Annotated in this window: 16 protein-coding genes; 7 read left to right on the top strand and 9 right to left on the bottom strand. The window is 65.0% G+C overall.

The window, feature by feature from the left end:
- Positions 1–11: 11 nt before the first annotated feature.
- Positions 12–359, bottom strand: coding sequence for a DUF5789 family protein (locus tag ATJ93_RS14360; RefSeq protein ID WP_120245359.1), 348 nt, complete (start codon positions 357–359; stop codon positions 12–14).
- A 147-nt stretch (positions 360–506) separates the two neighbouring features.
- On the opposite strand from ATJ93_RS14360, the gene ATJ93_RS14355 reads away from it, so the two are divergent.
- The gene (locus tag ATJ93_RS14355) at positions 507–1,250 is read left to right on the top strand and encodes a creatininase family protein (RefSeq protein WP_120245358.1); all 744 of its coding nucleotides are present in this window, start codon (positions 507–509) and stop codon (positions 1,248–1,250) included.
- A gap of 91 nt (positions 1,251–1,341) precedes the next feature.
- Here the strand turns inward: ATJ93_RS14355 and ATJ93_RS14350 are convergent, their stop codons facing one another.
- The 3 genes from ATJ93_RS14350 to ATJ93_RS14340 form a co-directional block, all read right to left on the bottom strand.
- Positions 1,342–1,809 carry a DUF5790 family protein gene (locus ATJ93_RS14350; RefSeq protein WP_120245357.1) on the bottom strand — a complete coding sequence of 156 codons (468 nt, stop codon included), beginning with the start codon at positions 1,807–1,809 and terminating at the stop codon, positions 1,342–1,344.
- Between the two features lie 153 nt (positions 1,810–1,962).
- Positions 1,963–2,676: a hypothetical protein gene (locus ATJ93_RS14345; protein ID WP_120245356.1), complete on the bottom strand. Its 714-nt coding sequence runs from the start codon at positions 2,674–2,676 to the stop codon at positions 1,963–1,965.
- 107 nt (positions 2,677–2,783) lie between these two features.
- A complete protein-coding gene (locus ATJ93_RS14340) occupies positions 2,784–3,155 on the bottom strand; it encodes a dihydroneopterin aldolase family protein (RefSeq protein ID WP_211334068.1) in 372 nt (123 codons plus the stop codon).
- Between the two features lie 134 nt (positions 3,156–3,289).
- Between ATJ93_RS14340 and azf the strand changes: the two genes are divergently transcribed.
- Positions 3,290–4,033, top strand: a complete 744-nt coding sequence (azf, locus tag ATJ93_RS14335; protein ID WP_120245354.1) for an NAD-dependent glucose-6-phosphate dehydrogenase Azf — start codon at positions 3,290–3,292, stop codon at positions 4,031–4,033.
- A 337-nt stretch (positions 4,034–4,370) separates the two neighbouring features.
- Here the strand turns inward: azf and ATJ93_RS14330 are convergent, their stop codons facing one another.
- The 3 genes from ATJ93_RS14330 to ATJ93_RS14320 all read right to left on the bottom strand — a co-directional run bounded on the left by ATJ93_RS14330 (position 4,371) and on the right by ATJ93_RS14320 (position 7,270).
- Complete coding sequence (locus ATJ93_RS14330; RefSeq protein ID WP_120245353.1) at positions 4,371–4,985, bottom strand: DUF309 domain-containing protein; 615 nt, start codon at positions 4,983–4,985, stop codon at positions 4,371–4,373.
- 375 nt (positions 4,986–5,360) lie between these two features.
- The gene (locus ATJ93_RS14325) at positions 5,361–6,458 is read right to left on the bottom strand and encodes an aminopeptidase (protein WP_120245352.1); all 1,098 of its coding nucleotides are present in this window, start codon (positions 6,456–6,458) and stop codon (positions 5,361–5,363) included.
- Between the two features lie 86 nt (positions 6,459–6,544).
- Positions 6,545–7,270 carry a queuosine precursor transporter gene (locus ATJ93_RS14320; RefSeq protein ID WP_120245351.1) on the bottom strand — a complete coding sequence of 242 codons (726 nt, stop codon included), beginning with the start codon at positions 7,268–7,270 and terminating at the stop codon, positions 6,545–6,547.
- 477 nt (positions 7,271–7,747) lie between these two features.
- Between ATJ93_RS14320 and ATJ93_RS14315 the strand changes: the two genes are divergently transcribed.
- Positions 7,748–7,942, top strand: coding sequence for a cold-shock protein (locus tag ATJ93_RS14315; RefSeq protein WP_013879331.1), 195 nt, complete (start codon positions 7,748–7,750; stop codon positions 7,940–7,942).
- A 261-nt stretch (positions 7,943–8,203) separates the two neighbouring features.
- Positions 8,204–8,479 carry a PadR family transcriptional regulator gene (locus ATJ93_RS14310; protein ID WP_013879332.1) on the top strand — a complete coding sequence of 92 codons (276 nt, stop codon included), beginning with the start codon at positions 8,204–8,206 and terminating at the stop codon, positions 8,477–8,479.
- A 185-nt stretch (positions 8,480–8,664) separates the two neighbouring features.
- Here ATJ93_RS14310 and ATJ93_RS14305 read toward each other — a convergent pair whose 3' ends face one another.
- On the bottom strand, positions 8,665–9,123 hold the full coding sequence (locus ATJ93_RS14305; RefSeq protein ID WP_120245350.1) for a Tfx family DNA-binding protein: 459 nt from the start codon (positions 9,121–9,123) through the stop codon (positions 8,665–8,667).
- 218 nt (positions 9,124–9,341) lie between these two features.
- The gene (locus tag ATJ93_RS14300; RefSeq protein ID WP_120245349.1) at positions 9,342–9,836 is read right to left on the bottom strand and encodes a TRAM domain-containing protein; all 495 of its coding nucleotides are present in this window, start codon (positions 9,834–9,836) and stop codon (positions 9,342–9,344) included.
- 314 nt (positions 9,837–10,150) lie between these two features.
- On the opposite strand from ATJ93_RS14300, the gene ATJ93_RS14295 reads away from it, so the two are divergent.
- From ATJ93_RS14295 to ATJ93_RS14285, 3 genes are all read left to right on the top strand, one after another.
- Positions 10,151–10,942, top strand: coding sequence for an electron transfer flavoprotein subunit beta/FixA family protein (locus ATJ93_RS14295; RefSeq protein ID WP_120245348.1), 792 nt, complete (start codon positions 10,151–10,153; stop codon positions 10,940–10,942).
- Positions 10,939–11,892 (top strand): electron transfer flavoprotein subunit alpha/FixB family protein, encoded by a 954-nt coding sequence (locus ATJ93_RS14290; RefSeq protein ID WP_120245347.1) that lies wholly within the window; start codon positions 10,939–10,941, stop codon positions 11,890–11,892. The genes ATJ93_RS14295 and ATJ93_RS14290 overlap by 4 nt, the downstream gene beginning before the upstream one ends.
- 192 nt (positions 11,893–12,084) lie before the next feature.
- The gene (locus ATJ93_RS14285) at positions 12,085–14,790 is read left to right on the top strand and encodes a methyl-accepting chemotaxis protein (RefSeq protein WP_170155584.1); all 2,706 of its coding nucleotides are present in this window, start codon (positions 12,085–12,087) and stop codon (positions 14,788–14,790) included.
- Positions 14,791–14,841 lie beyond the last annotated feature (51 nt).

Genomic DNA, 14,841 nt, shown 5'->3' with positions numbered 1-14,841 from the left:
CGCCGCGAGACTTAGAACGACTCCTGTCCTTCCTGTCCGTCCTGATCCGGCGCCCCCTCGTCCTGGCGCTGTTCGCCCGACGCCGGCGGCGTGCGGTCGCTGTAGTTCTTCCGCCCGATCGCGTCGTCGCCGACCATGTTCATGATCGACTGCTCGACCTCGCCGTAATCCTGGTACTCGTCCTCGTTCATCGGGCCGATGAGTTCCTCCAGGGTCATCGTCTCCTCGCCGCCCATGCCGACCTCCTCGTCGCCGTACTTCTCGAGCAGGTCGTCCTGGCTGATCGGATACTCCTGGTTCCGGAGTTCGTCGCCGAGGTCGCCGAGTTCGACGCCGAGTTCGCGGTCTTCGTCTGGCATACCCGGCCATACGTCAACGGATCGGAAACGGGTTGACCCTGCGTTCGCCACGGACGCCGGGTCGACGGCTGCCCATCGCCGACCGAGCCGCGACGCTGCACCGACGTCACCGACGGTTTCATGTCTGCGCGCTCGGAGTACTCGCGCATGGATCTCCGCACCGCGACGTGGACGGACGTCCGCGACTGCGACACCGATCTCGCGGTCGTCCCCGTCGGGAGCACTGAACAGCACGGCCCCCACGCGCCGCTCGGGACCGACGTCCTGACCGCCGAAGCGATCGCCGATGCCGGCTGCGACCGGATCGACCGCGAGGTCGTCCGGGCGCCAGCAATTCCCGTCGGGATCGCCGAGGAACACCGCCAGTTCCCCGGCACGATGTGGGTCTCGGAGGACACGTTTCGGGACTACGTTCGCGAAGCCGTCGAGAGCCTCGCGCACCACGGCTTCGACCGCGTCGTCATCGTCAACGGCCACGGCGGCAACGTCGACGCCCTGCGGGAGGTCGGGGGGACGATCACCCGCAGCGACGACACCGACGCCTACGCCGTCCCGTTCACCTGGTTCGAGGCCGTCGGCGAGCACTCGAGCGACATGGGCCACGGCGGCCCCCTCGAGACGAGTCTCATCCGCCATCTCGAGCCGGAACTGATCCGCGAGGACCGCATCGACGAGGCCCAGGCTGGAGCTGCCGATCGGTGGGGGGAGTGGGTCAGCTACGCGAATCTGGCCTACGATTCGGCCGAGTTCACGGAAAACGGTGTGGTCGGCGACCCCGACGACGGCGACGCACGACGGGGCGAGGAACTGCTCGAGTTGGCGACGGACGCCTTGGTCAGGTTGCTCGAGGCGGTGGCCGAGCGCGACGTCTCGCGGCCCGAACACCGGTAGCCGCGGTCGACGCCGCTACGGGACACTCGAGCGGCACGGATGAACCTATGGGTGGTCGGCGATCGAGACGGTGCGATGCGTCGAGCGGCGGTTACTCCTCGTCCTCCTCGGCCTCCTCGTCCTCGGATTCGGCGTCGGCCTCCTCCGCGTCGTCATCTTCATCGCTCGGGCCCGCATCCTCGAGCGTCCCGCGAAGCGCCGGAATCGTCGAGGTGAGTTCGCCGACCTGCTCGCCCGCCTCGGAGATGTCCTCGATTGCCTCCTCGAGGTCGGCGATCTCAGCCTCTAAGTCGTCGGCATCTTCGAAGGCGTCGGCGCGCTGGCCCATCGTGAACCACTTCTTAGCGTCGCGGAGGTGATCCTCGGCGTCGCCGGCGTCAAGCGCGGAGTTGAGGCCGTTGAGCACGCCCAATACGTTGTCGGCGTCGGCGTCCCAGACGTCGTCGGCGTCGGGCAGCGCCGCCCAGGCCTCGGCTAGCGAGGATTCGACGTCCTCGCGCATTTCGTTGGCTGCTTCGCCGAACAGTTCCTCGTCGTCGCCGAACGTCGCTTGGCTCATGTGTCCACCTTCACGGGGCCCGAGGTTAAAAGGTCGCCCGAAAGTGAAAGTGAAACCGGGCTCCTGAGGGGCGATACGCGCCGAACGGCGGGTGGATTTCGAAAGGCTTCTCGAGGCCGTCGCGACTGGAACGAGAAGGACCCGACGACTGCTTTACGTTCGATGTCGGGCGAGCAGGAGCGTCCCCAGCAGGAAACCACAGATCGCGACCGCGGGACCGAAGCCGGGAAGGCCGTCGTCCCCGCCGCCGGTTCCGGATTCGACGGTCAGTGTCTCGGGCATCTCCTCGTGGAGGTGCCACGTCGCGGCGGTTCCGTCCTCCTCGAGTGCGTTCGAGTCGCGGATCTCGCCGGGCATCTCGACGGTGACGGTGTGCTCACCGCCGGCCGCGAACGCGGCCCCGTCGACGCCTTCGCCCCCGTATACGGGATCGGCACTGCCCGGCATTTCGACGCTGACGGTCCCGTCCGCGACCGTGATCGCCGTGTCGTCGAGTTCGTCCGTCTCGATGTCGGTCAGGGTCAGGTCCACGACGTAGACGTCGTCTTCCTCCCGCGTCTCGGCCGACTCGTAGTCGCCGACGCCGTTCTCGGCCTCGACGATCGTCTCGGCCAGGTACTCCGCAAAGTCGTCGTACTCGTCCGTCGCGATCATCGCCTCCATTCCCTCGGCCATCTCGAGGGGCAGCTCCTGGTGGATCTCCTGGGATTCGACCTCGCCGTCGTCCGTCACGGTAATCGTCAGTTCCGAACTGACGTGTCCGGTTTCCTGTGCGACCAGCGGCGTTGCGGTAAGGCCGATTGCGGCCACCGCGAGGAGGAGCGTGGTGAGTGCGATCGAGATGCGTCTCGTGGATACCGAGCCCATAGTATCGTTCGAACGTTGGCTAAATTTAACAGTTTCGAGTCGATATATCTGATGGAAATGAGGGGGTTGGTGGGTAGCGACTCGAGAATCGACAGCGCCACTACCCGTTACACAGAATCGTCTGCATCTCGAACCGAGACGACTTTCATCAGCGGGTAACCGTCCTCCATCGCCATCCGCGTGAGGACCTCGCAGCCCTCGTAGTCGACGACGATCTCGACCTCGAGGAAGCGACCGGTCAGCTCGGTGTAGTCGGCGGCTGAATCGGCGAGTTCGGCCTCGAGGGCGTCCCGTTGGACCTCGACAGTGACGTCGGTACAGTGGGGTTGGTTTTCGATCGCCTCCTCCATGGCGGTCTCGATGCTCGCGGCGCTGTCGGGCGAGAGCGGGGTGCCCGCGAACTGGTGGTAGAGCGTGCCGAACTTGATGCCGGCCTCGAAGCAGGCGGCTTCGGCGGTGGTCGGCGCGGTGTCTGCCATACTGATTTCCTCGCGCGCGGCCGGGAAGGGGGTTCCGATCCGTTCGGTTCTCCGGGACGTGCGTGTCAGCGACGACCGTGCCGGCGCGGAACCGCATGGTACTTATCGCCGCTTTCCTTTCCACCGAACAACGAATGGCACAGTCAGTCCTGCTCACGGGGGCTGCGGGGCGGGTCGGAGACGCTATCCTCGGCGGCCTCGCGGACGAGTACGAGTGGCGTTTGCTGGATCGGGATCCGCCGACGGAGGACTACCCGGGCGAGTTCGTCGTCGCGGACATCACCGACGACGAGGCCGTCCGCGAGGCGATGGAGGGCGTCGACGCCGTGATTCACCTCGCCGGCGATCCGCGGCCGGACGCGCCGTGGGATAGCGTCCTGACGAACAACATCGACGGCACCCAGACCGTCTTCGAGGCCGCCGTCGACGCCGGCGTCGAGAAGGTCGCGTTCGCGTCGTCGAACCACGCCGTCGGTCACTACGAGACCGAGGAACGCACGCCCGAGATGTACCGCGCGGACGACGACTACCTGCTCGACGGCACCGAACTGCCGCGGCCTGGCAACCTCTACGGCGTCTCGAAGGCCGCGGGCGAGTCGCTCGGGCGGTACTACCACGACGAGTACGACCTCTCGGTCGTCTGCGTCCGCATCGGTAACCTCACCAAGGACCACCCGCCGATCGACTACGAACGGGGCCAGGCGATGTGGCTCTCCTACCGCGACTGTGCCCACCTCTTCGATCGCTGCATCGCGGCCGACTACGGCTACGAAATCGTCTACGGAATCTCCGACAACGACCGCAAGTACTACTCCATCGAACGCGCTCGAGAGGTGCTGGGCTACGAGCCCCAGGACAACTCCGCGCGTCACGACTGACTCGCTTTTCTGCCTTCTGCCCGCCGGTCGCTCCTGGCGGACGGTAGCTGCCAAAAATAACGCGTCCGAACCGGATGCAGCTACGATTCCGGCTCGGACCAACCTGAGAGAGTGCCGATCGTTGATCGTTCGGCGTCTGTCGGACGTTACGCGTCCTCGAGCGCGCACGCGGGACTGCAGTAGCCCCGGTCGGCCGCGTTCGCGTCGGGGTATGCCTTGAACTCGTCACCACACTGGTCGCACGTGACGGAAACGAAGTCGGACATAGCTCACGCTGACATTCGGGGTTCCGGTAGGAAAACGTACTGACTTCCGCCGACGGCGCGGTCGATATCGGTTAAAACAGCCCCTCGACGTCCGACTCGCGCGCTGCTCGCCGGTCGACGTGCTGGGTGAGTCGCTGGAAGACGATTCCGCGAGCGTCCTCCTCGCGGACGAAGTCGAACAACAGGGTGATGAACCGACTGTCGTCTTCCCCCTCGGATAGATCCCGCTGTGCATACTCGCACGCGCGTTCGATCGGGTCCGCGTCGTACCCCAGTTCGTCGGCGAGGACGGGTGCGGCGACGATCGTTTCCTCGAAGTCGAGCGTGGCCAATTTCGGCACCTCGCCGTCGTGTTCGAGTCGCACCGGCGCTCGGCGCTCGATTAGCTCCGGATCGGCCGCGAGCGCGGCGAGGTATGTGCGGATCCCCTCGAGATTCAGGTCGCGGTAATCTGCGGGGCTCCCCGCGAGATACTCGCGGGCGCTTTCGGCCAGCCCGACGGCGCCCTCCCAGTTACCGTCGTGGGCGTGGTGGACCGCGGCGGAGAGTTGAATCAACCCGTGGAGCAACTGCTCGTCGTCGGTCCCGTCTTCGCACTCGAGCCACCGGTCTTCCCAGGCGTCGTGGGCGGCGTGGTAGCGGCCGTCGTTGTAGATGGCGGCGCCGGCCCGGAGCTGGTTGCGCATATCCGCGATAGGGGCTCGAGACTCGAGAACGTCACGGATGCGCGGCTGCTGTTGGGGCCGCGAAGCGTCGCTCCGCACCGAACTGACGCGATACTGCGCCCCGCCGAGGGGGATGGAGTATAAAAAGTGCCGGATACGTGCCGCCTCCGGCGGGGCGGGCAGACAACTGTCGAAACGGGGAGCGGGACGCCGAGCATCCCGACCGGTTATTCGCCGCCACCGGTCAAGGCGGTACTCGACGAAACGGCAGGATCGCCCATTAGTATGAACTCGGTTCCTGCTCTAGGTGCCGGCAACGGCGATCGTAAACGCTGTCTACTCGAGGGTATCCGCCGATCCCCGCTCGAGTACTGTCGCGTCCGATCTCGTTTCGCTTTACGCCTCGAAGCCGTCCTCCCACCGGAACGTCCCGTTCCGCTGCACGACCTCGCCGTCGATCTCGAGTCGCGAGTCCTCGCTCATGTCGGTGATCATGTCGACGTGGACCGCCGACTCGTTACCCGACTCGCCCTCGGGGAGGCAGGCGTCGTAGGCCCGCCCCAGCGCCAGGTGGACCGTTTCGCCCATCTTCTCGTCGAAGAGGATGTTGTCCGTGTAGCGGTCGATGCCGCGGTTCATCCCGATGCCGAGTTCGCCCAGTCGACGCGCCCCCTCGTCGGTCTCGAGAATCTCCTCGATCACGTCCGCGCCCTGTTCGGCGTCGTACTCGACGACCTCGCCGTCGTCGAACTCGAGGCGGACGTTCCGGACGGCTTCGCCGTGCAGCGTCATCGGGACGTCGAACGTGACCTCGCCCTCGGTGGCGTACGGCGCGGTGAAGACCTCGCCGCTGGGGAGGTTGTGCGAGTCGTAGGCGACCGAGGCGGCGCTGTTGACCGCGGTGCGGTCGTCGATCGCCATCGTGAGGTCGGTGCCCTCGGAGACGAGCCGGACCTCCGAACCGCCGTCGAGCAGGTCCTTCATGTTGGCCATCTCGTCGGCGAGCGACTCCCAGTCGCGCAGAATGGCGTCGTAGGCGAAGTCCTGGTACTCCTCGTAGGCCATGTTGGCCTGCTGGGCGAGCGACCGCGTCGGGTGGACCGTCGAGACCCACCGCGTGTCGAAGCGCGCCTCGCGGATCTCCGTGCGGGCGTTCCCGTAGGCCTGCCGCGTCTCGCTCGGTACGTCGGCCGTCGCGCTCGTGTTCCGGCCGCCGCCCAGCGAGAGGTAGACGTCCGCGTTTTCGAACAGCGCGCGTTCGTGCGCCGGGTTCTCGTCGAAGTCGCCGTCGTGAGCCCGCAGGTACGCGCGCGTGATCTCCCCGGTGCTGTAGGTCGCGAGCAGATTCGCCCCTCGCTCGCCGAGTTTCTCGGCGACGGCGACTGCCAGTTCGTGGGCGTCGGGTCCGACCGAGAGAATGACGTCGTCTCCCTCCTCAACGCGGGCGCTCCAGTCGACCAGTACGTCGGCGTGTTCGCGGACGCGTTCGTCCATACCCGTTCCTCTCGAGCGCGCCACTAAACGCTCTCCGTTCGACGCGATCGGTTCGGACCGGCTGACAAAACGGGCGGCAGCGAAAATCAGGCCGTATGCGCGTCGTCGGGGGTGATCCCCTCACGGGAGCGCACGAGCGAGACGACGGCGTAGACGATCGGCGTGTCCAGCAGCGCGATCGCGAACTTCAGCAGGTACTGGCCGACGATCAACGAGAGCAGGACGTTCGTCGGAAGGACGGCGCCGACGCCGAGCACGGCGGGCGCGATGGCGAAGGCGACCGAGACGAAGATGACGGTGTCGATCGCCTGGCTGGTGGCCGTCGAGCCGATGTTGCGCAGCCAGAGCATCCGCGCGCCGGTCGCCTCGCGAATGCGGTGGAAGACGATCACGTCCCAGTTCTGGCTCACGACGTAGGCCAGCAGGCTCCCGATGACGACGTTCGTCGAGGCGCCCAGGGCCGTCTCGAAGGCGGCGGGGTCGACGCTCGAGGGCGCAGCAGGTGCGGCGATCGTCGACCAGACCAGCGCGAGGACGATGAAGTTCAGCAGGAAGCCGACGTTGACGACGATCTGGGCCGCGCGGCGACCGTAGAGTTCGGTGTAACAGTCGCTCGCGAGGAACGTGAGCGCGTACGCGAGCGCGGCGCCGGGCAGCGCGAGCTGCGAGCCCGTGATCGGGAGCGCAACGGGCAGTTCGAACGCGAGCACCTTCGACGCTGTTAGTTGGGCGGTGACGAGCGCCGTGACGAACAGGCCGATCAGTGCGACCTGCGCGATCGTCGGCGCGGTAGTGGCTCGTGCGTGACTCATACCGTCGGCTCGCTGTCGGATACACCTAAACGATACTATTCGAGTCGGACTCGAGTACGCCGTCGTTACTCTCGAGTGCGGATCGAAGGGTGGCCGAACGATGACTGTGCGATGATGCGAACCGATCGCACTCGAGTACGGCCGGGTGTGTCCCACCGAGGCGACACGAACTTTTGACCGATCGGTCACTATCGAGATCGATCCCTTTACCGGTTATCTCGCCAGATTCTGTTTCGTAGCGAATCGGCAGTACCGCCGCAACTCGCTCGAGCGCCCCGACGAACGCCGCTCGTGGACTGACGACGGTTACGATTCGGATCGATTAACGGCATCGTATCGGGTTCGAATACAATCGTTTCTATCCGATTCTGTTCCGCTCGAGGACTGTTTGCCCAGTTCTATCGAAAATTATCTTCGTTTCAAAACACTAATTGTAGCACAACTGTTATACGTGTGGGGCCGGTTCGTACGGTTGCAATGGCGAAAGGCAACGTTGATTTCTTCAACGACACAGGCGGTTACGGTTTCATTTCGACTGAGGACGCGGACGAAGACGTATTCTTCCACATGGAAGACGTTGGCGGCCCGGACCTCGAAGAAGGCACAGAGATCGAATTCGACATCGAACAGGCCCCCAAGGGCCCCCGCGCCACCAACGTCACCCGCCTGTAACACGGTGCTTCGCGTTCGGTAACGGGTTTCAGTATACAAATCAGTTTTTTGGCGACCGACCGTCCGAGTGACGACGCTCCGCAATCGATCGCTCGGCGCTCGAGCGACGCTGTTGTATCACAATCTCGAGGAGTGTACGATACCGGAAACGCCGAGTACGCGGTCTAACGCTGTATTAGTCCGTTTGAAACCGTCTACGGGGGCGTGATACGCGATAGATAACAAATAGTCGCTCTCTTGGTGTGATCACACGGGTGAAACATGGACGATCTGACCGGATTCCAGCGGGATCTCCTGTACGTCATCGCAGGCGCCGACCAACCGTCGGGCCAAGACGTCAAAGACGAAATCGAGTCGTACTACAGCGCCGATATCAATCACGGACGACTGTATCCGAATCTGGACACCCTCGTCAACAAGGGGCTCGTCGAGAAGGGACAGCTCGACCGTCGGACGAACTATTACGAGATCAGCGACCAGGGAGTACAGGCGATCGAAGAGCGCCGCGAGTGGGAGCGCCAGTACATCGAGGAGTGACTACGGTGGCCGGTGCACCGTCCGTTCTAGTCCGTGTCGCTCGACGGCCGATCGGACTGTGAGAGGCACATCTCGTGTCGAACGTAACTGCAGTAGCGTCTCGTCCCGGGAGGTCCGCCGGCTGGATCGGAATCGCGACTGAACAGTCACACGCAGACCGGGGAACGGAACCGTTGGGGACAGCCTTACTCCTGATGGCGAACGCGCACCATCCCCTTCGAGGTGACGCCGATGATAAGCGGCGTCGATACCTCGCGCCCCGAGACGGCCGAGCCTGCCGAGTCGCTGACGACTTTCATCAGGTCCGGCGCGGTGTAATCGACCTTCACGCCGGCTTCGTCGCAGGCCTCGTAGACGAGGTCGGGCACGTCGTAGAGGTCAGTGCCCGCAGGCACGCGGACGCGAACCGGCGCCCGGAGCGCCTCCGCGAACGCGACCGTCTCGCGGGCCTTCTCTAAGTTTTCCCGCGCGCTCGACTCGATCGAGGAGACGTTCGCGCGCGAAGTACCGAGCGCCTCGGCGATGTCGGCCTGCGAAATCCCTCGCTCCCGCAGCGCGAGTACCTGTGCCTGACGGTGCGTCAACACGCTCGAGTCGGGATCGAACCCGATCTCCTCGAGGAGGTTCTCGATGTCGTCGATCATGGCCACGGTGACCACCGCCGGTCGAATCGGCTCGGCCGCACGCTCATACCGGTGCTATGATGCGGTAGGATCAAAGCTTCCCCGGTCTCGAGGGGCGGCCGCGTCGCTCACTCGTGAGTTTGCGGCCGAAAACGATCTCCAACCGGTCGATGTACAACGGCCGATCGCCGCGGTTGCGCGGCGCGGCGACCGGCGACTGGCTGTCCTGTCCGCGCCGACTACGAGCCCCAGAAGTTCTCGCGACTGCCGAGCCGTTCGCGAGCGCGGGTCCCGGTGTCCGTCTCCTCGTCCTCGTTCTCGTCGTCCGCCGTGGCCTCGTCCGCGTCCGCGTCGTCGTCCGAATCGTCGTCCGCGTCTGCGGGTTCCTCTTCCTCCCCGTCCATCGGAAGCTGCTCGAGGTTCTCTGCGCGGGCGTGGTTGCTGTGGACCTGGGTAATCTCGACGCGAGCGCGGCACTCGGGCAGCAGGCCGTCGACGAGGACGATGAAGCCGTCCTCGGTGCGGCCGACGCCGGCGCCGCTTTCGTGCATGTCGACGATGTCGAGCACGACTTCTTCGCCGGATTTGACGGGCTGGGTCTTCAGATCCTCGATGGGCTGGTTGTAGTGCTGGCACCACTCCTTGCCCCCTCGATCACCGTAGTGTTGGCACCCCATTCCCGAGATCCGTTCGGAGAAGCTCGGACAGTCGTCGGCGAGCGGACAGTCTGCCATGAATCGTAGTACCAGTGGCGACGTTAAACCGTTTCCGTCTCGTACGCGGCGGGAACGACGGCCGTTCGGCTACTCTGCGTTACTGCAGTGTCGGTCGTGACGGTCGTCGTTCCGTCGACTGGTCGCCGTTTCCGCGGGCACCATCGAGACGATCGACCGCCGTGGCAAGTGTGCCGCCTTGAGTGTCGCCGCCACTAATCGTTCTGCCCGACGTACGGTTCGATCGGACCGCCACGGGCTTGCACTGTGACAACGGTAAACCCGGTGTGAATTGTTTCGAAAACGTTTACGGCTGGGGCGTGGAGTCATACCCCATGAAAATACTCGTCACGGTCAAGGAAGTCGCCACCGTGGACGACGAGTTCGAGATCGAAGGCACGGAGATCGCCGAGCGGTATCTCGGTGCCGATCTGAACGAGTGGGACGACTACGCCGTCGAGGAGGCCGTCCAACTGCAGGAAGCGGGGATCGCCGACGAAGTCGTCACCGTTACCATCGGCCCCGAAGACTGCGAGCAGACGATCCGCCAGGCGCTCGCGAAGGGCGCCGACCGCGCGATCCGCGTCTGGGACGACGCGCTCGAGGAGATCAACCTCCTCGACGTCGGCGCGAAGCGGGACCTCCTCGGCGCCGTCATCGCGGAGGAGGATCCCGATCTCGTCCTGACGGGCGTTCAGTCCGGCGACGATAACTTCGGCGCGACCGGCGTCTCGGTCGCCGAGGCGCTCGGCTACGAGTGGGCGGCCGTCGTCAACCACCTCGAGCACGACTTCGAGGACGGCACCGCCTCGGTCCGGCGCGAACTCGAGGGCGGCGTCGAGGAGTTGACCGAGGTCGAACTGCCGGCCGTCCTGACCGTCCAGACGGGGATCAACGAGCCTCGGTACGCCAGTCTGCGGGGGATCCGCCAGGCCCAGCGTAAGGAACTGGATGTCGTCGGACTCGCGGACCTCGGTATCGACGCGGCGGCGATCGAACCGGAACTCTCGCTGACGGACATGTACGAACCCGAAAGCGAGAGCGACGTGACGGTCTGGGAGGGCGATGCCGAACAGACAGCAACGGAACTTGCTGATCTGCTTCGCGACAAGGGGGTGGCACAATGACTGATATCCTCGCGGTCGCCGATCACCGACGCGGCGAGTTGCGCGACGTCAGCTACGAACTGCTCACCGCCGGCCGTCTGCTTGCCGACGAAACCGGCGGCGATCTCCACGTCGCCGTCATCAGCGGTACCGTCGAGGATTTCGCGTCGAAACTCGATCGAGAGGGCGTCGACGTCGTCCACACCGTCGACTACGGCGAGGAGTTCAACCACGGCGTCTACGCGCAGGCGATCACCCAACTCTACGACCGACTCGCGCCGCGGTACGTCCTCACGCCCAACAGCGTCAACGGACTGGACTACGCGCCCGCCGTCGCGACTACACTCGACGTGCCGATCGTCACCGACGTCGTCGGCCTCGAGACCGACGGCGAGACGCTGACCGCCACCCGCGAGATGTACGGCGGAAAGGTCGAAACGACGACCGAACTCGAGGGCCCCGCGGTCGTGACGATCCGCGGCGCGGAGTGGCCCGCCGCGGAAGGAACCGGCGACGCCGCGATCGAACCCGCCGACGTGACGATCGACGAGGACGCGCTCGGTTCGACCGTCAACGGGTTCGAAGAGGTTGCCGGCGGCGACGTCGACATCAGCGACGCCGACGTGCTCGTCTCCGTCGGTCGCGGGATCGAGGAGGAGGAAAATCTGGATCTCGTCTTCGACCTCGCGGAGGCGCTGGATGCGACGGTATCGGCCTCCCGGCCGATCGTCGACAACGGCTGGCTGCCCAAGAACCGACAGGTCGGCCAGTCCGGAAAGGTCGTCACGCCGGACGTCTACATCGCGATCGGCATCTCCGGTGCCGTTCAACACGTTGCCGGAATGAAGGGGTCCGACACGATCGTCGCGATCAACACCGATCCCAACGCGCCGATCATGGATATCGCGGACTACGCGATCGTCGACGACCTGTTCGATGTCGTGCCGGCGCTGACGGCGGAATTTAGCTAATTCGCCGGCTGGGAATTCGCTGCGGCTATTTCTATCGGTTTCTCCCTCCGCTGACCGTGGTGTCTATTCGAGATATTCGGTTCCAGCGTCGTTCTGCGAACACGAAGATTTATTATCTGTTGATAGTCACCTCTGCCTATGTCTCCAAGGATTCGGGCTATTGTGCCGAAATTTATACGCAGGAGTTATTCGTTGAAATTTGCGATCATCTTGCTGGTCATCGGCATCTCGGTGGGTGCAATCGGGGTCGTCGGGACCGCACAGATCGAAGACGGCGTCCAGTCGAACGTCTACGAGAACTACGAAACGCTCGCGCTCCAGCAGTCGGAGGCGGTCCAGGAGTTCCACGAGGATAATCGACGGACGGTCCAATCGATCGCTCGCTACAGCGGGCTCGATTCTGCCGATCAATCCGAAGCACAGGCCTACATCGACAGCGAAGTCGCCGATCTCGACGGCGGTGGCGCAGGGGAAGTAAACGTCCACTACCTCGAGACGAACGGCGACGTCATCGCGAGTTCGCTCGTCGACCAAGGCACCGAACTCGAGGGTGACTGGGTCGACGAGCTCGACCAGCGGAGTGATACGTACGTGACGAACGCGTACGAGAGCGGCGAGTACGACGACTCCACGGCGCGCGTCGCGTACGTGACCGATTCCGGCGACGTGCCCGACGGACGGGTGCTCGTCTACACGGTGCCGGTCAGCGACTACTCCATCAGTAGCACCGACAGCATTCGGACGATGGTCGTCGACTCGAGCGGCACGATCGCCTTCGGCGAGACCAGAAGCGGTCTGCTCAAGGACTACGACGAAGCCGACCAGCTGCTGACCGACGCCGGATCGATGGAGTCCGGCGGCATGGAGGCCGGGCCGGCCGAGGGCGTGCTCACGACTGACGACGCGTTCGCCGGCGAGACCTACGTCGTCGGCTACGCGTCGGTCCCCGGCACCGACTGGGTGACGCTCGTGCACACGCCGACCGAGCAGGCCTACGGGTTCGTCGAGGACGTTCGCCTCTACGGCACGCTCGCGACGGTCGGCGCCGTGTTGCTCATCGGCCTCGTCGGCGCGGTCTTCGGCTGGAACACCTCCAGATCGATCGACCGGCTGACCACGAAGGCCGCCCGCATGGAGGAGGGCGACCTCAACGTCGATCTCGACTCCCCCCGGATCGACAGCATCGGACGCCTCTATGACGGGTTCGACAGCATGCGCGACTCGCTGCAGACCCAGATCGAGGAGACGACCCAGGCCCGCGAGGAGGCCGAGGAGGCCCGCGCCGAGGCGGAGCGGCTCAACGCCCACCTCGAGGCGAAGGCCGACGAGTACAGCGACGTGATGCAGACCGCGGCCGACGGCGATCTCACCGCGCGGATGGATCCCGAAAGCGAGAACGAGGCGATGACCGCAATCGCCACGGAGTTCAACGACATGATCGCCGAAATCGAGGCGACGACGGCCGAGGTCAAGTCCTTCGCGACCGAGGTCGCCACGGCTTCGGAGGAAGTGACCGCCTCGAGCGAGGAGGTCCGCTCCGCCTCCGGGCAGGTCGCGGAATCCATTCAGGAGATTTCCGAGGGTGCCGACCGCCAGAACGACAGTCTCCAGTCGGTCACCCAGGAGATGAACGGACTCTCGACGACCATCGAGGAGATCGCGGCCTCCTCGAACCAGGTCGCCGAACTCGCCGAACGGACCGCCCGGACCGGCGAACGCGGTCGCGAAGCCGCACAGGAAGCCATCGAGGGGATGCAGGAGATCGAAACCGACTCCGAGTCCGCCGTCGAGGAGATCGAACGCCTCGAGGCCGAAATGGAACAGATCGACGACCTGCTCGAGTTCATCACCGAGGTCGCCGAGCAGACCAACATGCTGGCGCTGAACGCCAACATCGAGGCCTCGCGCTCGAGCAGTTCCAACGAGGGCTTCTCGGCGGTCGCCGGCGAGGTCAAGGAACTCGCCGAGGACACCCGCGAAGCGGCCGCGGACATCGAAGACCGACTCGAACAGATCAAAGAGCAGACCGACCGCACTGCAACCGAGGTCCAGCGCACCAGCGACCGGGTTTCCGAGCACACCGACTCGGTCGAACGCGCCGCGGACGCGCTCGACGAGATCGCCGACTACGCGACCGAGACCAACACCGGCGTGCAGGAAATCTCCAACGCCAGCGACGAACAGGCGGCCTCGACCCAGCAGGTCGTCGCGATGGTCGACGACGTCGCGGCGATCGCCGAACAGACCAGCTCCGAGAGCGAGACGGTCGCGGCTGCCGCCGAAGAACAGACGACCGCGCTCACCGAAGTCTCCCGCAGCGCCGGCGAACTTGCGAACCGCGCCTCCCACCTCTCGGAGACGCTCGATAGCTTCGAGACCGACGCGGACGTCGACCCCGGTGCCGCTGCGGACCTCGAGTCGGAGCCGGAGTTCGATTCCGTTTCGGACGCCGACTTCGACGCGGCCGACGGCGACGCGCTCGAGACCGATCTGTCGAACGAGGCGTGGGAAAGCGACGAGGACGACGATTCGGACGCCGAGACCGTGATCGGCGGCACCGACAGTGAGGATGTGATCGGCGGTACCGACGATGGCGCTGCGAGCGACGACGCGGCTGGATTCGAACTCGCTGACGACGCGGACGACGATATCGCCGAGGGCGACGAGGTAATCTCCTTCGACGAATCGGGCGTCGAACTGAACGAGTCGGACGCCGAATCCGGACCGTCGGAGTCCTCGACCGACGCGGAGGACACGGACGGCACGGACTCGGTTGACGACGCCATCGAGGACGCGGAGAGCGGCGACGTGCAGGACGACAGCGAGGCCGTCGAAACGGACGACGGCACGGACCCGCTCTCGGACTCGTTCCAGTTCGATCGATCGAACGACGAGTAATCGAACTCGAGGCGCCGAACCGTCACCTACTTTTTCACCCTCTCCTAAAGC

Source organism: Halopiger aswanensis, from assembly GCF_003610195.1.
Taxonomy (GTDB): domain Archaea; phylum Halobacteriota; class Halobacteria; order Halobacteriales; family Natrialbaceae; genus Halopiger; species Halopiger aswanensis.
Note: the sequence above shows the minus strand (reverse complement) of the source record. Positions and strands in the feature narration are given on the sequence as shown.